This window comes from Verrucomicrobiia bacterium, assembly GCA_036405135.1.
Taxonomy (GTDB): domain Bacteria; phylum Verrucomicrobiota; class Verrucomicrobiia; order Limisphaerales; family JAEYXS01; genus JAEYXS01.
On record DASWYF010000020.1, the window covers coordinates 149,098 to 169,041 of the forward strand.

Here is a 19,944-nt window from a genome sequence, read left to right on the forward strand (position 1 = left end):
GACATGAAGAAGTGGCTGCCGAATCTGTTGCTGGTGTGGTCGCTCATCCTGTGCGGGCTGATCACGGTGCAGTGGTTCCGCGAGGCGAAGCTGCGCGGGGAATTGCAGGCGCAGCATGACGCCGTGGTGAAGGGGGATGAGAAGTTCAAGGAGCTGGAAGGCAAGCACAAGCTGCTGGAGAACGAGATCAAACGGCTCGATGGCGTGAAAGTAGAGCTGACGGATGCTTCGAAGAAAACTTCACAAGAGGTGTTCACCTTGCGGCGTTCGTTGGCAGAGGCGGAGCAGAAGGGGAATCGCGCGGAGAAGCAGAGCGAGGCTTATAAGAAGGCGCTTGAGCAGGCGAATGCGAGCATCGAGCGGCAGAACAAGGAGATGGAGCGCCAGAACGAGGATATCAAGAAGCAGAACGAAGGGATGAAGCAGGCGAATGCGGCGATCACGCAGCAGAACAAAACGATCGAGACGATGGGCAAGGAGCGGAATGAGATCGTGGAGAAGTATAACAAGCTGGTGAAAGAATATGAGGATGTGGTGAAGCGGCTGGAGGAGGCGACGGCGGATCCGAAGGCGAAGAAGAAGGAGTAGGCCGGAGGTGGTTTAGGCTTTTCCGAATTGCATGAATGTGCGGTGGAGCATCTCCAAGTCGGTTTCGTCATAGGCTCCATCGTGAGCAAGTTTTTGAAAGGTGAGGAGGATTGTTTCCTTTTGCGCGTCAGTCAGGCACTGGATGCGTGAGGCGAATGTGGAATTGGCCGCACCAGTTAGGCGGCGTGGAGGAATGAAGGCGTACTTCAGCTCAAGCACCATTACGTCCGCTTTCCCAATATCCGTTGTGACGGCGAGAAGATAGGCGGGCAAGTAGTGTTGAAACCCGGCTTCGCTCAACCAACTGAGTGCGTTCGCATATCTCAGCTCTTGAATGGAAAGTTCATGCCATTTCTTTCCGCACAAATAGTGGAGGACATGTTGTGCTTCTTCACACTGGCTGAAGGTGATGTTGTCATCACCGGGGTAGGGAACATCGGCAAAGGCCTTTGCAATTTGTGTTCGCAAATTCAAGGTGGTTGCGAGGAATATGTTATGGGCTTCGGCGAGAGCGCAGGAACTGCCGGCTGGAATCCGGCAGCACGGTCTATTTAGCGATTCACTGGTATGGCGTTGATGATGAGTTCTTGGCGGTCGCCGATGACGGCGCGGCCTTGTATCTGCATTGATGGGGGAAGATTGGTTGGTGCTTCGATTTGTTTTTTGGCGACTAGCGCGCGGGTATTGGCGTTGGTCCCGATGGCGGCGGTGTTCTTGAAGGTGCCGTCGATGACTACGGGCTGGTTCAAGGTGCGGTTCATGCCGGTGGCGCGGAAGTAGCGGTCGATGTTGGCATTGGATTCGGCCAAGGCACTGCGAGTGCGGAGGTTTTCGGCTTCGGACGCGGTGCGTGTGTCGCGCAGTGCGCCGCCGCGATTCATTTGTATGCGGGCGTTGTCCTTCGCGACTTCGTCACGCGCCTCCTGATTGCGATTTGCTTCCTCGGGGGTGATCAGGCTGCCGAGGTAAACGGAGCCATCGTTGTCGGTTATCTTCAGTTCATTACCGTTTTGTTGCACTTGGAATTGTTCGAGCACTTCGGGGCTGGGCGGTGATTGGAGATTGCGGCGCATACCGGCGCGGGAAGGGATTTGCTCGAAGCGCTGGCCAGTGTTGTCGCTGGGGAGTGCGACTTTGGCTTTTTCTGCCGCTTGCGCTACGTCAGGCGCGGGGACGGATGCTGAAGGAGCGCTCGGTGCGGGTGGCGGCAAGGCGGTGACGGCCATGCGTTTGGCGGCGATCGTGGGCGCAGGCTTTTCCGTGAGATCCTCTCGCATGGTGATGGAGGCGGAAGAGATGGGCGCGGAGGCTGGGGCTGCGACGGTAACGACAAGGGGCGCGGATGCGGTGTTTGCGGGAAGGGGTCTGGTAACGGCTGGAGTGGCGGCGAGTGCATCGGCTTTTAGCTTGGCCGGTTCGAACACGGACATGACTGCGTCTTTTGGTGCAGTGCCAGCCTGGCGTGCGGAGGATTTGGTTTCTGCATAGGTAAAGGGCATCTCTTTTTTGAGGGTCGGACCTTGAGGATCGAAGACGACGGATTCCATCGCTTCACGAGGTGATGGAGGTGCTCCGGCGTCTAAAGCAAAGGCGGCAGGTTGAGGGGAAGTAGGGGCCATTTCAGCCGAGATTGCGGTAGCTGCTGGAGGAGTGCCTGGAGCTTGCGCGAAGTCCATTTCGTTTTGCGAGCCGGGCTTCATCGTGAAGACGGCCAAGAGCATAACACAGCAGGAAGCGAAGAGAAGGCCAGGCCAGTAGGACCACCATGGACGCGCTGATTTTTCATGAGCAGTCGCGGCTGCTGCCGCTGAGGTGGTGCCGTAGGTGCGCGCCACTTCGCCCTGCAACATCGCGCGGGTGGCGGGATGCAGCTCCACCTGATCGCCCGCAGCGGCGCGACGCTTTTCAGCGTGTTCTCGCAACTGCTTCTCGATGTCTTTTTCAGGTTCTTGCGACATGGTCGTCTATTTGTTTGACGGAGAAACGCTGGCATTTCCCCGAGAAAATTTTATACGGGCGATCTCTTCGAGCTTATCGAGGCACTTGCTCAACCGTGAGCTGACGGTTTTCTCGTTGAGTTCCAAGGCTTTCGATATTTCTTCGTAGCTGAGATCGCCGAAGTAGCGGAGCTCGATTATTTCGCGGCAAGGGTCGCCCAGCTCGGTCAGGGCGGTGATGATGAGGGAGCCATCTTCCTGCGTGGTGAGGGCGGTGTCCGGACCGGGTTGCTGGCTGGGGGGATCAATGGTCAGGCCGGTGTCTGGGTCTTCTGCGTGGAGTGAAAAGGTGAGCTGTCCGCCGCCGCGTTTGGCGGCGCGTTGTTTCTCCTGATGGTCGCGCGCCTTGTTCACGGCGATGCGGAAGAGCCAGGTCTGGAACTGGCTGTGGCCTTGGAACGTGGCGAGGTTTTTTACGACGGTGAGAAAGGTTTCCTGGCAGATCTCGTCCACATCTTCCGCAGTGAGGGTGTTGGAGAGCTGGAAGAGGAAGCGGCCGCAGGGGGCGTAGTGCCGGTCAAAGAGTTCATCCCAAGCGGCGGAGTCGCCTCGGCGACAGCGCGCGAGCAATTCTGCTTCCTCGGGGGAACTCATGCGAGGGGCAGTATAGGGGAGCGGGGGAAACGTTCAACTTCCAACGTCCAACGTTCAGGAAAGGAAGAAAGTGTTTTTTAGCACGGATTGAACACTGAAGACATACAGAGCGAGGAGAGGGTTTTGACAGGATCGACAAGATTTACAGGATGCTGGATTGGTTCCGAGGACGGGATTCAGATGTTCGGGCTCTGTCTGCTATTTGTCCGGTGAGTCGTCAGACTTTGAGCGAGGCGCGGAAGCCGCGGGCGGCGTAGTAGGATTGGGCGCCGTTGTGACCGGTGAATACGCGGCCGTAGCGGCGTTCTCCGTAGAGGGCACCGCCGAGGTCGCGGATGGCCGCAGGGGTTTTGATCCAGCTCGAGGTCTTGGTGTCGAAGGTGCCGAGTTTTTGCAGGTCGAAATATTCTTCCTCGGTCAGCAGTTGGACACCCATGGCCGTGGCCATGTCCATGGCGGTGGTCTTTGGTTTGTGCTCTTTGCGGGAGTCGAGACCTTCGCGGTCGTAACAGACGCTGACGCGGGCTTTGGGTGTCTCGGCGGAGCAATCGAAGAAAGTGTACTCGCCCGATTTTTTATCGTGGGCGATGACATCGGGTTCGCCACCGGTCGTTTCCATCTCGTGGAGAGACCAGAATTTTTCCGGGCTGGCTTCGAGACGTGTCTGAACATTGCTCCAATCAAGGTCTTGATGACGGGCCGGGTTTTTCTCGAAGCGGTTTTTTAAAGCAGAGAGCAGTGCTTTGCTTTGAGCGGGGGACAGCGCATTCTTGGCGGATTTCATAGGCTATGTTTTGAACTCTAGCTGTGAGCCCGGCGGTTTCAAATGCTGAGAGCGCCGAGATTTGTAAACAGCCGGTCTATACCCATTTGACCTTGCCCCAATGCACGTCGAGCTGTTTGGTGAGGTAGAGCTGCACACCTTTCAGGAGAGTTTTGGCTTCGAGCTTCTGGCCTTGGTCCATGATCTCTTTGAGTGTGTAGGTGGGCTTCACCGGGAAGGCGCTTTGAGCGATGATGGGGCCTTCATCGAGGTGCATGCTCACGAAATGCGCGGTCACACCGATGATCTTCACGCCGTGCTCGTAGGCCTGGCGATAGGCTTGCGGTCCAGGGAAGCTGGGCAACAAGGAAGGATGGATGTTGATGATCTTGTTCTTGTAGCGCCACACGAAGTTCGGCGAGAGGATCTTCATGAAGCGCGCGAGCACCACGAAATCGATCTCATGCTCGGCGAGGATCTCCAGCGCTTTCGCTTCGGATTGCGCGCGGTCTTCCCAAGGAAGATGAATGAACGGCAGACCGGCTTTCTTCGCCATCGGTTCGAGGTCGCGATGATTGCCCAGCACTAACACGGGTTCTGCTTGGCGGATCTTGCCGGACTTGGCGGCAGCGAGGAGGGTTTCAAGGCAGCGCGGTTCTTTCGTAACGAAGATAGCCATGCGCTGGCGGGTATGTGGCTTGGTGAAGCGCAGGGTGATCTCCATACCGAGTTCTTGGCCGAGGGCGGCCAAGCCGGTCTTTACCGATGCCGCCACAAGTTTTTCCTCCGGCCAGGAGGCGTTCACCGTCATGCTGAACTGGCCACGAGTGACCTGTTCCTCGAGGGCCTCGATGTTCGCGCCCTGTAAGAAAAGATAATTCGTGATGCGGGCGATGACGCCCGTCTTGTCCTTGCCGATGACGGTGATGGTGGCCAGACGTTTCATAGACTTAAGCGGGAAATGAAGGCGGGAAGTGCCGTTTGAGTAAATCTTTTTCGCATGCATTAGGGCCGCTTCTCTTTGTGTGATTGTAGCATGAGTTAATGCAAAGTTATGCAAAATGCCTCTTAACGTGATGTTTTCCGTAAATCCTTTGACCCATGGCGCAACTTTCCCTAGCTTCTCGTGTTACACGATTTGAAGTTAACCAGTAGCATACATGGCATTTAGGTCTATCAAGTCGGTACTCGCCGATGCGGCACTGGCGACTCCCGACCAGTTCGAGGAGTGGCGTAAGGCGTGGCGCATCTCGGCGGAGAATGGCTCTCAAGAGGGCTTGCTCGCCTTTTTCTGCCGGGAAGCCGGGATGAGCCAGGATCAGTTCCTCCAAAAGCTGGCTCATGCGCTGGGTTGGGAATTCGTGGAATTGAAGAAGGTCGATGTGCCGGCTGAGGCCCGCGCCCGTATCTCCACCAAGATCGCTTTCCAATACAATATCCTGCCGACAGCTTTCATCGACGGCAAACTGCAGATCGCTGTCAGCGACCCTTTTGATGCTGGCATGTTGAGCGCAGTGCAATTCGATGCCGGTTGCCCGGTGACATTCGCCCTGGCTCCGCGTGAAGAGATCGAGAAGGCGTTGAAGAAATATTATGGCGTGGGTGCCGAGACGTTGGATGAGATCGCCAAGGATGATCCTCTGGACCTGGAGGTCAGTGACAAGGAGATCACCGAGGACGACCAAGAAGCCTCCATCATCAAATTCGTGAACCAGATCATCTGGGAAGCGCACAAAACGCGCGCCACGGACATCCATTTCGAACCGAACGAAGACGAGCTGCGCATCCGTTACCGCATCGACGGCATCTTGCATCAGACGCCGATGCCCCCGCAGTTGAAGCATTATCAATCGGCCATCATCTCGCGTATCAAGGTGATGTCCGGAATGAACATCTCGGAGAAGCGTTTGCCGCAAGATGGTCGTATCAACGTCCGCATCAAGGGCGAGGAGATCGACATCCGCGTATCTACCGTGCCGACGGTTTACGGTGAGAGCGTGTCCTTGCGTTTGCTCTCGCGTGGCAAGGTATTGATCGGTCTGGAAAAACTTGGTTTCTCCAAGCGGGAAGACGATGCGCTCCGTGACCTGATCGTCAAACCTCACGGCATCATCTTGGTCACCGGGCCTACGGGTGCCGGTAAATCCACTTCACTTTACGCGTTCCTCAACACGATCAACTCGGTGCATAAACGCATCATCACGATCGAGGAGCCGGTCGAATACGAACTCAAGGGCATCAACCAGATCGCAGTGCGTTCAGACATCGGTCTGACATTCGCAGTGGGCTTGCGTCATATCCTGCGCCAAGACCCGAACGTGATCATGGTGGGTGAGATCCGTGACTTGGAGACGGCGGAGATCGCCATCCGCGCGGCGCTCACGGGTCACTTGGTATTCAGCACACTGCACACGAATGATGCCTCCAGCGCGTTCACGCGTTTGATCGACATGGGCATCGAGCCGTTCCTAGTAGCTTCGTCCATCGAGGCCGTGCTGGCGCAACGTCTCGTGCGTACCATCTGCCCGCACTGCAAAGTGGAGCAGAAGGTAGATCGCGATTACTTGCGCAAGCTGGGTTATCCGGCGGCGGAGTTGCCCACTGCGAAATTCTGGCACGGTGCAGGATGTGATGAATGCCGCGGCTCCGGTTACACGGGCCGTTTGGGCATCTATGAACTGCTGGTCGTGAACGAGGATCTTCGTCCGTTGATCCTGAACCGTTCGGCGGCCTCGACCATTGCGCAGAAAGCAGTGGCTCAAGGCATGCGCACGTTGCGTCATGACGGCTGGAAGAAAGTTCGCGAGGGCATCACCACGGTGGAGGAAGTGCTGCGTGTGACACAAACGGAAGAGCACCAGTCCCTGCTGGAAGACCAGAACACCATTTTCATGACCAAGGAGTAGCATGGGGCGCGCGAATTATTGCAATGTCCTTTCTTCCGGCGAACAGACGCGCCGTGAGGTCTGGCATTTTACCCGTAATGGCAACCGTTGTGTGCCAGCCGGGCAAAAGGCGCTTGGCCCCATGGAAGCGCCTCCAGCCAACTGGGTGGCCAAAGGCTGGAGCCAGTTGTGGAACCCTTCCTTGAATGTCGCCTGGTTGCCGGACGACAAAGTTTTTCTGCGCGTGCTGCATTTGCCGCCTTGCGAGGAATCAGAAGTGCCCGCGATGGTGGAGTTTCAACTGGAAAAACTTTCTCCGCTGCCTTTGGCCCAGATCGTCTGGACGGTCGAGCATGTGCCTACGGCGCAATCGGTACCGGGAACGCCCCGCACGGTTTTGGTCCTTATCGCCGCACGAGATGTGGTGGAAGAGCATCTGGGCAAGCTGGAAGCGGGCGGTTATCAGGCAGATCGTCTGGAGCTTCCGGCTATCCATGAACTGATCGAGCGGCCGGTGGCGGAGAACAGTGCGTGGATCTATCCGCGGAAAGAAGGCGAGAACGCGGCCTGCATCATCGCATGGTGGTTCGGCGGAGTATTGCAACAGGCAAGCCTGTTCAAGCTGACCACGGAACCTAATTGGGTGCGCGAGTTGCAGGATCAAGTGGCGAAAGTTTCGTGGGCAGGTGAAGTGGAAGGGTGGTTTGTGACGCCTTTCAAGTGGCATCTGGTGGCGGATGACCAGACGGCGGCGAGCTGGCTGCCCGTGGTGCAGCAAGCCGCGGAGGGTGCAGTGGAGGTAGTGAAGCCCAAGCCCGTGACCGAACAGGCCACGGCGAGCGCAGCGCACGCCCTGCGGAAGGATATCAATCCCGGCCTGATGCCGCCGGATTATGCGGTGCGTTACCGCCAGCAATTTATCGAGCGCCTGTGGATGCGCAGTTTGGGGCTGGTGGCGTTGCTCTATGTCATCGGCGTGGGGGTCTATCTGGGAGCCCTGCAATACCGCATTTACCAGCGCAACAATCTGACGGCCAGGATCGACGATCTGGATCCGCAGTACAAGAAAACGGTGCAGCTGGGCGAGAAGATCAAGGTGGTGGAGAACCAGATCAACCTCCGGTTCGCGGCGCTGGATGCCTGGAAAACAATCGTGGTGAACCTGCCGGAGAACATGACCCTTTCCACACTTTCATTCAGCAAAGGCTCACGCCTGAACGTGCAAGGGACAGTGGATGCCGCGAACAAGGACAAGGTGTACGATTATGCCGACCAGTTACGGGGATTGACAGTGAACGGCCATCCGGTCTTCAAGGAAGTGATGGTGCCCAATTCCAGCCGCATGGCGACCGGGAACTGGAACTGGTCCTTTGACTGCGAACTCGCCGGGGGGGACGAAAGATGAGCAACTGGTGGCAAAATCTCAACCTGACTCCGCAGGAGCGCAAATTCGTCATCGGCGTGGTGATCGTGTTCGCCCTGGTGCTGAACTTTCTTTTCATCTTTCCGCAGTTCAAGAACTGGGGACCGGTGAACCAGGAGCGCGCAGAAAAGCTCAAGACTTTGGCGGATTACGAAAAGACGATCGCCGAGTTGCCGAAGATCCAGGCCCGCCTGGCCGAGCTGGAATCCACGAACAGCGCGCCGGTGGTGGCGGCCAGTGATGCATCGGCTCACTATTCCCGTGCAGTCAACACGCTCGCCGCGCAGACGGGCCTTTCCTACAACAATATCAGCCCGCCCACGGTGAACTTGAATACTACGAACAAGTATTTCCAGGAACTGAGCCTCAAAATCACCCTCGTGGGCGCGGAAGAAAAAGCGGTGGTGAATTTTCTCTACCGTCTGAGTGACGGCAATTCCTCCGTGCGGGTGCGGGAGTTTTCCCTGGCACCGGACAGTACCAAGATGCTATTGCGGGGCTATCTCACACTGGTGGCCAATTACGAAGTGGAGAAGAAGGAACGGACGGCCAGCGGTCCGCTGGCCAACAAATCAACCAATTTAACTGACAAGACCCCATGAAGAAGAACCTCCCGTTGACCGCCATCTGTCTGGGGGCAGTGGCTTTGAATCTTACGGCCCAAACGCCGCCCGCTCCGGGTGGCCCGCCGGCGCCTGGCTCGACGAACATGATCCGCCGCCCGTCGCGCACGCCGCAGACGCCAGCCGCTCCGGGTTCGCCTGTCGCGCCGCAAGCCCAGACGCCGCCTGCGCCGCAAGCGCCGCCGGCCTTGCCTGCGGTTCCACCAGCACCCAGTTCTCCTGCCGCGCCGGCTCCTGCTCCGGGAATGGTGCAGGCGGTGACGCCCGGCGCAAACCAGCCGCTGCCAAACGTAGCGGCACAGGTGGCACCGGGCTCCGGCGCAGTGAATGCCGCCGGTGAACAATTGATCCCGATCGAGGATCTGAGGTTCCCGCAGATGGAACTCTCGCAATTCATCAAGTTTTACGCGGAGCAGGTGGGGCGCACCATCATCCAGGGAACAGCGATCGCGCCATTACTGAAGGCGACTGTTTCCTTGGAGATCCAGACACCGCTGACCAAATCGGAACTGCTCCAGGCCATGGATACTGTGCTGGCGCAGAATGGCGTGGTGATCCTGCCGATGGGCGAAAAGCTGGCCGTGGCCGTGCCAGAAGCGATGGCGTTTCAGCAAGGCACGCGTTTCAAAACCGCCGGGGACATGATCGTGGAGGCGCAGTCTTACGAGACACGCATCGTCACACTCACGAATGCGCTGCCGAGCGAGATGCAGCAGGTGCTGACGCCGTTCAGCAAAGTACCGAACGGCATCATACCGATCGATGGCACGCGCAAGCTGATCCTGCGTGATTACTCCGTGAACATCGCGCGCATGGTCGAGATCATCAAAGAGCTCGATGTGAACATCCCGATGGAAGTGGAGCTGGAATTGATCCCGATCAAGTACGCCTTGTCGGCGGATATGGCCTCCGTATTGGGCAGCCTGACCTCCGGCGGATCGGTGGGCAGCACGGGTGCGCGGACGACGGGAACGACCGGACGATCCGGCACCACCAGCCGTTTATCCGGCGCGAACAGCCGCACGGGCGGCAGCTTGGGCGTGGGCAACACCGGCGGATTTGGGGGGCAACAAGGTGGTGTGAACACTTTGCAGAACCGTCCCGGCACCACAGGGAATGTGGCTGGCAACCAGGCGAATTTTCAGAACCAGCTCGCCAACATCGTGAACCGGGCCGCGTCAGGCGGCAGCTTGCCGATCTTGGGTGATGCGAAGATCATCCCCGATGAGCGCACGAATGCTTTGCTCGTTTTCGGCACGAAGGAAGAACGGGACATGATCAAGAAGATCATCAAGGAGCTGGATGTGGTGCAGCAACAGGTGCTGATCGAAGCGGTCATCATGGAAGTTTCTTTGAGCGACTCCTTTAACTTCGGGGTGTCTGCGGCCAACGCCACATCCTTTGACAAGGGTGCGAAACGCCTCTTCGGCGGGAGCAAATTCACCGACTTCGGCAGTCTGACGAATTTTCCGGGCGGTTTGGACAATGGCTTCAGCTACTTCGGCCAGATGGGCAGTTGGGATCTGGCGGTGAGCGCCACAGCGGGTGATGGATCCATCAACGTTCTCTCACGTCCGCGCATCCAGACGTCACACGCGGTGGAGGCATCGTTGTTCGTCGGCCAGACGGTGCCTTTCATCACGGGCACCACCTCGGACATCAACGGTGGTGCGCGTTCCCAGTTCCAGAACCAGCCGGTGGGCATCAACTTGAGCGTGCTGCCTTTGATCAACCAGGATGGCCTGGTGGTGCTGGACATCGACCAGCAGGTGGCGCAGTTGGGTGAGAACCGTGAGATCGACGGCAACCTGGTGCCGACGACCACGGAGCGCAACGCCACCGCGCGAGTCGCCGTGAAGAATGGCGAAACGGTGATCTTGGGCGGCTTCATCAGCTCCAACAAACGCAAGAGCAAGACGGGTGTGCCGTTCCTGAAGGACATCCCGGTGCTGGGCGCTTTGTTCAGCCAGAAGAGTGATAACAATGACCGGGTGGAACTGATCGTGTTGATCCGTCCGACGGTGTTGAAGACGCCGGAGATCGCGAGCAGTGTGGCGGAGTCTGAGCGTCAACGCCTCTCCGGTGTGCGTAAGGCGGAGATGGACATCCTGAATGAGGAGAGCAAGCTGGCGGAGAAATCCGAGAAGGAGATGGAGAAGATGAAGAAGTCCCGGAAGCCGGTGGTGAAGGATGAGATGTTACTGCCGGGCAATCCGCTCCAGCCGACGCCTGTGCCGGCTGATCCGAATGCGGTCCCGGCCACGCCACCGGCATCGAAGCAGTAAGTCTTTATAAAAATCACAAGCCCGGAACTGTGGAAACAGTTCCGGGCTTTTTGTTTTCCAGTATCAGCCAGAAAACCGCTCTAATGCTTCGCGCCCTGATCGATCCATGCGCGCAGGAGGGCGATCTGGTCTTTGTTCAGTGCGGGATATTTTTCGCGTTTGTCCGTGGGGGGCATCTCGGATTCGGCGATGAGGTCCGCCACGTAATGGATGAGCGGGCTTTTGGCGCTGTTGCCGGGGATGATGGGGACATCGCTGCCGCTGCCTTTGGTCAGGCCCTCAATGGTATCAGTCTTGTAGCCGCCTTTGGGTTTTTCACCGGAATGGCATTCGGTGCAGGACTTGTCCAAGAGCGGCTTGATGTCTTTGGCGAACTCCACCTTTTGTTTCGCCGGGGTGGGTAGTTTTTTGATGTCCACCGTGTCTGCTCCGAGTGCGGAGATGGTCAGGCAGCAGGAGAGGCTGAGGATCAACTGGGTTCGCATAGGCTTTATCCGGTCTGGTCTAGCAGACGTGTGCAGTGGGGGGAAGATTCATAAATAAAAAAGGCTCCGGGGTGACCGGAGCCTTTTGTGAAAACTGTTTGGGACCAAGATTACTTGGCGCCTTGATCGATCCAGGCGCGGACGAGGCCGATCTGTTCCTTGGTCAGGGCCGGGAACTTATCGCGCTTGTCCAGCGGGGGCATCTCGGAATCAGCCACGAGGTCGGCCATGAGGTGGACGAGTTCGCTCTTGGCGCTGTCACCTTTGACGGCTTCCTTGAGGATGCCTTCCTTGGTTTCCATGCTGTATTTGCCTTTCGGCTTCTCGCCGGAGTGGCATTTCACGCAGGACTTCTCGAAGAGGGGCTTGATGTCCTTGTCGAAATCAACGGTCTTTTTGGCGGCCGGCGGCAGCTTGCTGGCATCGCCCAGATCGGCTTGGGCAGCAAAGGCGAGCGCCACAACACTCAAGGTGGTGATGATCAATTTCATAGGCATAAATGAGACAGCTAAGTTTCTATACCGTTCACCGGGGCTTATGCACGTCAAAAATGCAGGTTATGCGGTGACCGCTGATTTCTTCGACGCTGGCAGCGGGTTTTCTCTTCAAAACGGTTTTTTGGGCGGTTTCCTGTGCTGGTAAAGGATTGGCCGCCAAGGTATTAACAATCCTGTAACCAAATCGGAACTGCCTCCGTCTCACCTAATGACGAAAGTCATCACTTAAACCAAACCTATGAAGAAACTTATCCTCATCGCAGTTGTGCTCGCCATGTTCGGCGGAGCCACGGTCAATGCCCAGGAATCCAAGGAAGAAAAGAAGAAGAAGGCTGAAGAGGCCGCCTTGAAGAAGTATGACAAGAATGCCAATGGCAAGCTGGACGACGAAGAGAAGGCGGCCATGAAGAAGGACCGCGAAGAAGCCATCAAGAAGTATGACAAGAATGGCGATGGCAAGCTGGATGACGCCGAGAAGGCCGCCCAGAAGGAAGACATGAAGAAGAAGGGTGACAAAAAGAAGAAGGAATAATCCCCTTCCATCTGATTTCAACCCCGTCTGCAAGCAATGTGCAGACGGGGTTTCTTTTTTGAGGAATGCGGCGCACTTTGGTGTCTCATACGTCATATGCTCCGTCCCGTGAGACAGCACGCCCACCGGTTGCTTGCCCTGCTTGGCGCGGTGGTCGGCATCCTCGTGCTCTTCGGGAGTATGCGTGCCTTTGGCCGCTGGCGGGCGGAGCACGCGCAGTATGCGCCGCCGCCGGAGGGGATGGTAATCGTTCCGGCGGGCTGGTTCTGGATGGGGAGTGATGAGCCTGAGTCCGAGCCCGATGAGCGGCCGCGCCGTCGAGTTTATCTGCCCGCCTATTACATCGATGTGTATGAGGTGACCAACCGGGAGTTCAAACGGTTCAAGCCAGCGCACAATTATCCGGAGGGGGAAGATTCTTTGCCTGTGACGAAGGTCTTTAAGCCGGAGGCCATCGCGTATGCGGAATGGGCCGGAAAACGGCTGCCGAGCAATGCGGAGTGGGAGAAGGCGGCGCGGGGCACGGATGGAAGGCGGTATCCGTGGGGTGATCAGTTCGAGACGAACCGGGCGAACTTGGATCCGGAGAAAGTGTTTCAGGCGACGGGAAAACTTTGTGTGTTGCCTATCACTGTGGAGGGACGAAGGAAGATCGAGCCGGGGATATTTCCTCTGGGAGCGAGTCCTTATGGTGCCATGGATATGGCGGGGAATGTTTGGGAGTGGGTGAGTGATAACCACAAGGATTCGGTGTGGTTGCATCTGTTCGGAGAACGCGGTGAGCGTGGGATCATCCGTGGTGGTGCGTATGCCTATAGTCCCCAGCAGGCGCGGACTTCGCATCAGGCTTTTGAAGCCTTGAACTCGACGTGCAATGATGTGGGTTTTCGTTGTGTGATGCCGGCCAGGCGGCTTCGTTGAGGAAGGATAACACAGCATGGCTATTTCTGTGATCTAGGTCATATTGCGGACGGAATCATGAACGAGCTTTTGATCATCCTGAAACCGATCGCGCTATCGCTGGCGTTGGGTTTGCTGGTGGGTTTGCAGAGGGAGCGGACGAATGCGACGCTCGCGGGGTTTCGCACGTTTCCGTTGATAACATTGGCGGGGGCGATGAGTGCGTTGCTGGCGGCTGAGTTCGGCGGATGGATCGTGGCGATGGGGTTTGTGGTGATCGGCGCGATGGTGGTGGTGGGCAATCTGGCGGAGATGAAGAAGCCGCATCCGGACACGGGTGTGACGACGGAAACGGCGATGCTGGTGATGTATTGCGTGGGCGCGTATCTGGTGGTGGGTTCGGCGATGGTGGGAGTGATCGTGGGTGGAGTGGTGGCGGTGTTGCTGCACTTGAAGCCGGAGATGAAGCGGTTTGCGGGCAAGATCGGGGATGAGGATTTCAAGGCGATCATGCAGTTCGTGGTGATCAGCATGATCATTCTGCCGGTGTTGCCGAACGAGTATTACGGACCTTATTCGGTGCTGAATCCGTTCAAGTTGTGGCTGATGGTGGTGTTCATCGTGGGGCTGAGCCTGACGGGGTATGTCATCTACAAATTTTTTGGGGAGAAGGCGGGGACGTTGACGGGTGGTATCTTGGGCGGACTCATCTCCAGCACGGCGACGACGGTGAGTTATGCACGGCGCACGAAGGAGAGTCCGAACACGGCATCGCTGGCGGCAGTGGTGCTGATGATCGCATCGGCGATCGTGTTCATCCGGGTGTTGCTGCTGATCGTCACGACGGCGCCTGCGTTTTTCCGGGAGGCGGTGGGGCCGATCAGTGCGTTGCTGGTGATCACGATCGTGCTGGCTGGTGTGGCGTGGTTCAAGGGGCGTGATGGGAAATCCAAGATGCCGGAGCAGAAGAACCCCTCGGAGCTGAAGGCGGCACTGGTGTTTGGGGCGATGTATGGATTGGTGCTGCTGGGGGTGGCGGCGGCGAAGGAGAACTTCGGTGAACGAGGGTTGTATGCGGTGGCGATCTTATCCGGGCTGACGGATATGGATGCGATCACGTTGTCTGTATCTCAAATGGTGCAGCAGCAGCATGTGGATGGGAGGACGGGTTGGAGATTGGTGATCGTGGCGGCATTGTCGAATCTGGTTTTTAAGACGGGCATTGTGGCGGTGTTGGGGAACCCGGCGTTGTTGGGGAGGGTGGCGATGTTGTTCGGTGGGGCGTTCATCGGGGGATTGGTGATCATTTTTGCGTGGCCGGGGTGAGGGGGAGTGCCCTCTTTGAGCGCAGGAGCACCCCTCACCCCGGCCCTCTCCCCTCCGAGGGGCGAGGGTGATGCGTGTTGTCTTGCTTTCTTCATCCATTGGCATTTGTGCAGTGTCAGTAGGAGGCTTGATGGGCGGGGATGCCCACGCTCCGCGTGACAATCCTTCCTTCATCCCTTACGCTCCGGCTTCCGTTACGGTCGTGATCAGTTTAGATGAAGACGCTTTACCGATATTTGCTGGGACAGGTGCTGGCGACGCTGGCGATGAGCATCATCGTCTGCGCCGGTGTGCTCTTGCTCAGCAATGCGCTGAAGGACATCACGTTGATGTTGCAGAATGGCGCGGCCACGGGCGGCATGATCCTGCAGGCGCTGTTGCTGCTGATCCCGTTCGTGCTGGTCTTCGCGCTGCCGTTGGGTTTGCTGGCGGCGGTGTTGCTGGTGTTCGGTCGCATCAGTGCGGATCATGAGCTGACAGCGATCCGGGCGAATGGCATCAGCCTGGTTTCACTGGTGAGCCCGGTGATCTTGCTGGGCATATGCCTCAGTGTGTTCTCGGCGTGGTTGAACATGGAGGTGGGGCCGCGGGCGCGGGTGGCGTATAAGAAATTGCTCATCGATCAGGGCATGCGCGATCCGCTGGCGCTCTTGCAGGAGGGGCGGTTCATCACGGAGTTTCCGGATCATATCATCTATCTCGGGCGTAATCGTGATGGTCAGTTGGAAGATCTTTGGGTTTATCACCTGAAAGACGAAAAGGTGGACTGGCGGGTGCAGGCGGCGGAAGGGAAATTGGTGGTAGACAAGGAGAAGCGTGAGGTCTATTTCGAGCTCAAGCAATGGCAAGGCGTGGCGTATGACCCAGACAAGGAGAAGGCGCCGGAAGCATCGGTCATCACGAATGTGGTGGAAAAGGTCACCGCAGATGTTCCCGTGTTGGAGAGCGAGGATATGACGAAAGACTTGGCGCGGTGGCATCCCATCTCCGGAGTGGAAGGCACCACGCCTGTCATTCAATTGGATGAATTGATCAAACGCGCCAGCCAGAAGCCGGGTCTGGGCCAGATGACGTTCACAGAACTTTTGGAGGAGAGAAAATTCCTCGAACGCGCGGGGTTCAATCCTTCGCCCGTCCAGTTCCACATCAATCGCCAGCTTTCGTTTTCCTTCGCCTGCTTAGGCTTCGTGATGGTGGGGATTCCGTTGGGCATACGGGCGCATCGGCGGGAGACGACGGTGGGCATCTTTCTGGCGGTGATCTTGATGGCGGTGTATTACAGCTTCATCGTGCTGGCGCAGGCGGTGGAGACACAGCCTCTCTACATGCCGCATATCATCGTGTGGATACCCACGTTCCTCTTCCAAGGGCTGGGCGCATGGCTGCTCTGGCGCGCGAACAAACAGTAATTTTATGGCTACAAAAAAAGCATCACCGGTCCGGTTGGGTGTCATCGGCCTCACGCATGATCATGTGTGGGATAATCTCAAAGACCTGAAGAGCAATCGTGACGCGGTGCTCGTGGCGGTGTCAGATGAGATTGAGCCATTACGCGAACGTGCGGTGAAGGAATATGGAGTGCGGGCCCATGCTTCTGCGCAAGACTTGCTGGAAGGTGAGACGCTGGATGCGGTGCTGATCTATGGTGACAATGCGGAGGGAGAGATCGCGGCCATTCTCGCGGCGGATGCGGGATTGGATGTGCTGATTGAGAAACCCATGGCGGCGACGCTCGCGGGTGCGGATGAGATGATCGCGACGGCGCGTAATGCGAAGACCCGGCTGATGGTGAACTGGCCGACGGTGTGGTGGCCGCAATTGCAACAGGCGATCAAGCTGGTGGAGCAGGGGGCGATCGGGCGCGTGTGGCAGACGAAGTATCGCGCAGCGCATTGCGGGCCGAAGGAGATGGGCGCGTCCTCGTTCTTCTGCGAGTGGCTTTATGATGTGGATCGCAACGGCGGCGGTGCGTTGATCGATTACTGCTGCTACGGCGCGGCGATGGCGCGTTTCTTCCTTGGTGTGCCGAGCCGGGTGACGGCGATGAGCGGTCGCTTGTGCAAGGAAGACATCGTGGTGGAGGATAACGCGGTGTTGCTCATGCAGTATCCGGGCGGGTTATCCATCGCAGAGGCGTCCTGGACGCAGGTGGGTTACATGAGTTCTTATTTCACGAGCATTTATGGGACAGAGGGAACACTGATCGTTGAGCCGGGAGCAGAGGGCAAGTTGATGCTGGCGACGGAGAAGGAGCCTTATGGCAAGGCGGTGAAGGTGCCGAAACCGGCGCCGCATCTGCGGAATGCGACGGCGCATTTTGTGCATTGCCTGCAGACGGGCGAGGCATTTCATCCGTTGTGTCAGGATCGCGTGGCGCGTGATGCGCAGGAGATTTTGGAAGCGGGATTGATAGCGGCAGAGACGGGGAATGCGGTGTCGTTGCCGTTGAGTGTGGGGTGAGGCGGTCATTGGCGTGCCGGTTCTGCCTGACGGAGAGCGGTCCAGCCCGGATTGATGGAACCGGACGATGCCTGACGAATGCCCCGCTCCTGCCGGCAACATGCCGGCAGCACATTGGAGCACTGCGCGGATGCGCCCTGTTGAGCAAACCCTTTTGCTTGAGCATTTCTTCCTTTGGGGATATGAATAGCACATGACTCCCACGGCCAAGGTGATGGTATCCCTCTGTCTGAACATCGGGCTGGGCTTCGCTTGGATATTGAACGCCTCTCCTAAGGCGGATGTGTCAAAACAAGCACCTGCGGGGATCGCTACTCATCCAGCTAAGAAAGCAAAAACACCCGCTCCGACCACGATCACAAACATTATCCCGAACAATTTCAAATGGCAGCGACTGGAGTCTGAGGATTACAAGGAATACATCCGCAACCTGCGCACTGTGAACTGCCCGGAAGCGACCATCCGCGACATCATCCTCGCCGATTTGGACAACTTGTACGAGCCAAAATTGAATCCCTTGCGGCGAATCATGGCTGCAGCACGGGAGCAGAGATATGGGCAGCCTGTCGGATCACCCGTTCCGAAAGTGGATCCATCCGTAACCAAAACCATATCGGAACTGGAAAGCGAAAGGGCATCGTTGATCCAGGAACTTCTCGGGGTCAGCGAGCGTTCGCTCAGAGCCGCATATCACCGGCATGAGGATGCGGTCCAAGGCAGTTACGCCTTTCTCTCCGCCGAACAACGCGAGAAGCTCATCGGCTTGGAGAAAAAATACGACCTGTATCCCGATGATGATGGACGTGAAGGAGGGCTTCGTTTCCATCGTCTCGAATTGCCGGAAGAACAGTTCAAGGAAATGCGCTCTGAACTGGCGCAATTCATGACACCTGAGCAAATCCGCGAGTATGATCTGCGCACCTCCAAGATCGCCTCCTCCATGCGTTCTGACTTTTACACGATCGGTGTGAAAGAATCCGAGTTCCGGTCCTCCTACGATGCTTATCAGGCATGGGACAAAGCAAGGGATGAACTTTTTGATTTTCGGAATCCACCTACGGACGAACGCCGTGCGGAGCTGAAGCGCGATGAGCAAAAAGCCATCGACCAGATGAAGGCATCTCTTACGCCGGAGCGTTACGCCGAGTTCCGCCTCTTCCGTGACATGGCTTACGCGGAGCTATACTTGGCAGCGCCATACTTGGGTTTTCCACGCGAGGCGGCCAAGAAAGTGGTGGATATGCGGGTGGACGTTAACAAGGCCGTGGCTGCTGTGCGAAATGATCAATCCCTCACTGAAGAGGTGCGGCAGCAGAAATTATTGGCGATCCGTGACACCACGGAAAAGACGGTCATCGGTGTGATCGGAGAACGCGGGTATAAGTACTACAAGCGACAAGGTGGCCGGTGGATGAACGGCATCTCTCCCCGCATACAGAAGGAGCAGCCATGAACTACCGTATTATTTATATCGGTTCGCTGCTCCTGAACGCACTGCTGGTATTGGGTCTCCTGTATCAGCATTTCAACGGTCAGAGAAAGCAGATCACCACGACCTCTGTTTCCGCATCTCCTGTGAAGGGCTTAAAAACCGCTGAACCTGCACCTCCCAAAGTCATTGATGTGGAGGGTGAAACTTTCACGTGGGATGAGATGAACGTGGCTGATTATCACGCTTACGTGAAGAACCTGCGCACGCTCGGTTGTCCCGAGATCACTGTGCAGGACATCATCTATGCTCTCGTGGACAAAGATTACGCGCACAAGGTCCGCGCGTTGAACCAACGATTGCGTATCGGTCGCGATGGCTTGTCTTTCGATTACTGGACATCTTTCGGCGCGAATCGTGAGGCTGTGGTGGAGCGCATCCGCAAGCAGATGCAACTGAACCAGGAACGCGATGCCTTGCTGTTCGCGCTCTTGGGAGTGGATGTGGACAAGGAAAGGCAGATACGCCACGGCATCATGGATAAGAATCCAAGCCAGCTTGCCTTCCTCACACCGCTCCAATCCCGTCAGGTCGCCATGGTCACCTCCAGTTACATGCAGTTGGAAGGCACCATTGGCATGAAGTATCATCGTTATTCCGGTGAAGAACCTTTCGCCGAAAAAGCCGCCTTCGCCAAGGAACGCGATGCTGAACTGTTGAAGATCATGAGCGCCTCGCAGCTTGAAGAATACAAGCTGCAGAGATCACCAGTCGCCCAGCGATTGCGTCATGACCTAGGCGCATCAGGAGTCAGTGATCTGGAATTTCGTGCGCTCTATAAGATCGATGAGAAGTATGATCGCTCAAATCAACCGCCTCTGGATTGGGATGATCCGGCGGTGATGAAAAAGCTGATAGAGATGAGCGCGCGCAAAGAAGAGGAGATGCGGTTGGTGATCACGGATCCGAAGAAACGCGAACGGGTCATAGACGCCCTACAATCGCGTCGAGGTAAGGATTTTTGAAAACGGTGAAGAGTCCAAACTGGCCAATCACAGCGCGTAATATCTTGATATTTAGGGTTTTATATTGATTCTGTAAAAGTTATCCACATTATTCACATGGACAGCCAATGTCCTACCCCCCTCGGTAGAGTT

At 57.0% G+C, this 19,944-nt stretch carries 19 protein-coding genes; 12 read left to right on the plus strand and 7 right to left on the minus strand.

Annotation, left to right across the window (positions count from 1 at the left end; translation table 11 throughout):
- Positions 1-3: 3 nt before the first annotated feature.
- Positions 4-588, plus strand: coding sequence for a hypothetical protein (locus tag VGH19_09240; protein ID HEY1171540.1), 585 nt, complete (start codon positions 4-6; stop codon positions 586-588).
- A gap of 12 nt (positions 589-600) precedes the next feature.
- On the opposite strand, the gene VGH19_09245 is transcribed toward VGH19_09240, so the two are convergent.
- From VGH19_09245 to VGH19_09265, 5 genes are all read right to left on the minus strand, one after another.
- The gene (locus VGH19_09245; protein ID HEY1171541.1) at positions 601-1,062 is read right to left on the minus strand and encodes a DUF6714 family protein; all 462 of its coding nucleotides are present in this window, start codon (positions 1,060-1,062) and stop codon (positions 601-603) included.
- 77 nt (positions 1,063-1,139) lie between these two features.
- Positions 1,140-2,546, minus strand: a complete 1,407-nt coding sequence (locus VGH19_09250; protein ID HEY1171542.1) for a hypothetical protein — start codon at positions 2,544-2,546, stop codon at positions 1,140-1,142.
- A gap of 6 nt (positions 2,547-2,552) precedes the next feature.
- A complete protein-coding gene (locus VGH19_09255; protein ID HEY1171543.1) occupies positions 2,553-3,179 on the minus strand; it encodes a sigma-70 family RNA polymerase sigma factor in 627 nt (208 codons plus the stop codon).
- A gap of 217 nt (positions 3,180-3,396) precedes the next feature.
- Positions 3,397-3,963 (minus strand): DUF4256 domain-containing protein, encoded by a 567-nt coding sequence (locus tag VGH19_09260; protein HEY1171544.1) that lies wholly within the window; start codon positions 3,961-3,963, stop codon positions 3,397-3,399.
- A 76-nt stretch (positions 3,964-4,039) separates the two neighbouring features.
- The gene (locus VGH19_09265) at positions 4,040-4,888 is read right to left on the minus strand and encodes a formyltetrahydrofolate deformylase (protein HEY1171545.1); all 849 of its coding nucleotides are present in this window, start codon (positions 4,886-4,888) and stop codon (positions 4,040-4,042) included.
- Between the two features lie 214 nt (positions 4,889-5,102).
- Between VGH19_09265 and VGH19_09270 the strand changes: the two genes are divergently transcribed.
- From VGH19_09270 to VGH19_09285, 4 genes are read left to right on the plus strand one after another with little or no spacing between them, the layout of a single operon-like run.
- A complete protein-coding gene (locus VGH19_09270) occupies positions 5,103-6,848 on the plus strand; it encodes an ATPase, T2SS/T4P/T4SS family (GenBank protein HEY1171546.1) in 1,746 nt (581 codons plus the stop codon).
- Position 6,849: 1 nt separating this feature from the next.
- Complete coding sequence (locus VGH19_09275) at positions 6,850-8,232, plus strand: hypothetical protein (GenBank protein HEY1171547.1); 1,383 nt, start codon at positions 6,850-6,852, stop codon at positions 8,230-8,232.
- A complete protein-coding gene (gene gspM, locus VGH19_09280; GenBank protein HEY1171548.1) occupies positions 8,229-8,852 on the plus strand; it encodes a type II secretion system protein GspM in 624 nt (207 codons plus the stop codon). The genes VGH19_09275 and gspM overlap by 4 nt, the downstream gene beginning before the upstream one ends.
- Positions 8,849-11,158, plus strand: coding sequence for a secretin N-terminal domain-containing protein (locus VGH19_09285; GenBank protein ID HEY1171549.1), 2,310 nt, complete (start codon positions 8,849-8,851; stop codon positions 11,156-11,158). Before gspM ends, VGH19_09285 begins: the two co-directional genes overlap by 4 nt.
- A gap of 80 nt (positions 11,159-11,238) precedes the next feature.
- On the opposite strand, the gene VGH19_09290 is transcribed toward VGH19_09285, so the two are convergent.
- Together VGH19_09290 and VGH19_09295 are read right to left on the minus strand one after the other, a co-directional pair.
- Entirely contained in the window at positions 11,239-11,643 is a 405-nt protein-coding gene (locus VGH19_09290; GenBank protein HEY1171550.1) for a c-type cytochrome domain-containing protein, read from the minus strand.
- Between the two features lie 110 nt (positions 11,644-11,753).
- Positions 11,754-12,140, minus strand: a complete 387-nt coding sequence (locus VGH19_09295; protein ID HEY1171551.1) for a c-type cytochrome domain-containing protein — start codon at positions 12,138-12,140, stop codon at positions 11,754-11,756.
- A 238-nt stretch (positions 12,141-12,378) separates the two neighbouring features.
- Between VGH19_09295 and VGH19_09300 the strand changes: the two genes are divergently transcribed.
- The 7 genes from VGH19_09300 to VGH19_09330 all read left to right on the plus strand — a co-directional run bounded on the left by VGH19_09300 (position 12,379) and on the right by VGH19_09330 (position 19,812).
- Positions 12,379-12,672 carry a hypothetical protein gene (locus VGH19_09300; protein HEY1171552.1) on the plus strand — a complete coding sequence of 98 codons (294 nt, stop codon included), beginning with the start codon at positions 12,379-12,381 and terminating at the stop codon, positions 12,670-12,672.
- Between the two features lie 108 nt (positions 12,673-12,780).
- Positions 12,781-13,593 (plus strand): SUMF1/EgtB/PvdO family nonheme iron enzyme, encoded by an 813-nt coding sequence (locus tag VGH19_09305; protein HEY1171553.1) that lies wholly within the window; start codon positions 12,781-12,783, stop codon positions 13,591-13,593.
- A gap of 57 nt (positions 13,594-13,650) precedes the next feature.
- Positions 13,651-14,898: an MgtC/SapB family protein gene (locus VGH19_09310; protein HEY1171554.1), complete on the plus strand. Its 1,248-nt coding sequence runs from the start codon at positions 13,651-13,653 to the stop codon at positions 14,896-14,898.
- Positions 14,899-15,113: 215 nt separating this feature from the next.
- Positions 15,114-16,307, plus strand: coding sequence for an LptF/LptG family permease (locus VGH19_09315; protein ID HEY1171555.1), 1,194 nt, complete (start codon positions 15,114-15,116; stop codon positions 16,305-16,307).
- A gap of 4 nt (positions 16,308-16,311) precedes the next feature.
- Entirely contained in the window at positions 16,312-17,358 is a 1,047-nt protein-coding gene (locus VGH19_09320; GenBank protein HEY1171556.1) for a Gfo/Idh/MocA family oxidoreductase, read from the plus strand.
- 193 nt (positions 17,359-17,551) lie between these two features.
- Positions 17,552-18,811, plus strand: coding sequence for a hypothetical protein (locus VGH19_09325; protein ID HEY1171557.1), 1,260 nt, complete (start codon positions 17,552-17,554; stop codon positions 18,809-18,811).
- The gene (locus VGH19_09330; protein ID HEY1171558.1) at positions 18,808-19,812 is read left to right on the plus strand and encodes a hypothetical protein; all 1,005 of its coding nucleotides are present in this window, start codon (positions 18,808-18,810) and stop codon (positions 19,810-19,812) included. The genes VGH19_09325 and VGH19_09330 overlap by 4 nt, the downstream gene beginning before the upstream one ends.
- The last annotated feature ends 132 nt before the right edge of the window (positions 19,813-19,944 follow it).

What these genes read in the sequence shown, in the direction of transcription:
- VGH19_09240 (HEY1171540.1), top strand. Translation starts at nt 4, where the DNA reads ATGAAGAAGTGGCTGCCGAATCTGTTGCTGGTGTGGTCGCTCATCCTG.
- VGH19_09250 (HEY1171542.1), bottom strand. Translation starts at nt 2,546, where the DNA reads ATGTCGCAAGAACCTGAAAAAGACATCGAGAAGCAGTTGCGAGAACAC.
- VGH19_09255 (HEY1171543.1), bottom strand. Translation starts at nt 3,179, where the DNA reads ATGAGTTCCCCCGAGGAAGCAGAATTGCTCGCGCGCTGTCGCCGAGGC.
- VGH19_09260 (HEY1171544.1), bottom strand. Translation starts at nt 3,963, where the DNA reads ATGAAATCCGCCAAGAATGCGCTGTCCCCCGCTCAAAGCAAAGCACTG.
- VGH19_09265 (HEY1171545.1), bottom strand. Translation starts at nt 4,888, where the DNA reads ATGAAACGTCTGGCCACCATCACCGTCATCGGCAAGGACAAGACGGGC.
- VGH19_09270 (HEY1171546.1), top strand. Translation starts at nt 5,103, where the DNA reads ATGGCATTTAGGTCTATCAAGTCGGTACTCGCCGATGCGGCACTGGCG.
- VGH19_09275 (HEY1171547.1), top strand. Translation starts at nt 6,850, where the DNA reads ATGGGGCGCGCGAATTATTGCAATGTCCTTTCTTCCGGCGAACAGACG.
- gspM (HEY1171548.1), top strand. Translation starts at nt 8,229, where the DNA reads ATGAGCAACTGGTGGCAAAATCTCAACCTGACTCCGCAGGAGCGCAAA.
- VGH19_09285 (HEY1171549.1), top strand. Translation starts at nt 8,849, where the DNA reads ATGAAGAAGAACCTCCCGTTGACCGCCATCTGTCTGGGGGCAGTGGCT.
- VGH19_09290 (HEY1171550.1), bottom strand. Translation starts at nt 11,643, where the DNA reads ATGCGAACCCAGTTGATCCTCAGCCTCTCCTGCTGCCTGACCATCTCC.
- VGH19_09295 (HEY1171551.1), bottom strand. Translation starts at nt 12,140, where the DNA reads ATGCCTATGAAATTGATCATCACCACCTTGAGTGTTGTGGCGCTCGCC.
- VGH19_09300 (HEY1171552.1), top strand. Translation starts at nt 12,379, where the DNA reads ATGAAGAAACTTATCCTCATCGCAGTTGTGCTCGCCATGTTCGGCGGA.
- VGH19_09310 (HEY1171554.1), top strand. Translation starts at nt 13,651, where the DNA reads ATGAACGAGCTTTTGATCATCCTGAAACCGATCGCGCTATCGCTGGCG.
- VGH19_09315 (HEY1171555.1), top strand. Translation starts at nt 15,114, where the DNA reads ATGAAGACGCTTTACCGATATTTGCTGGGACAGGTGCTGGCGACGCTG.
- VGH19_09320 (HEY1171556.1), top strand. Translation starts at nt 16,312, where the DNA reads ATGGCTACAAAAAAAGCATCACCGGTCCGGTTGGGTGTCATCGGCCTC.
- VGH19_09325 (HEY1171557.1), top strand. Translation starts at nt 17,552, where the DNA reads ATGACTCCCACGGCCAAGGTGATGGTATCCCTCTGTCTGAACATCGGG.
- VGH19_09330 (HEY1171558.1), top strand. Translation starts at nt 18,808, where the DNA reads ATGAACTACCGTATTATTTATATCGGTTCGCTGCTCCTGAACGCACTG.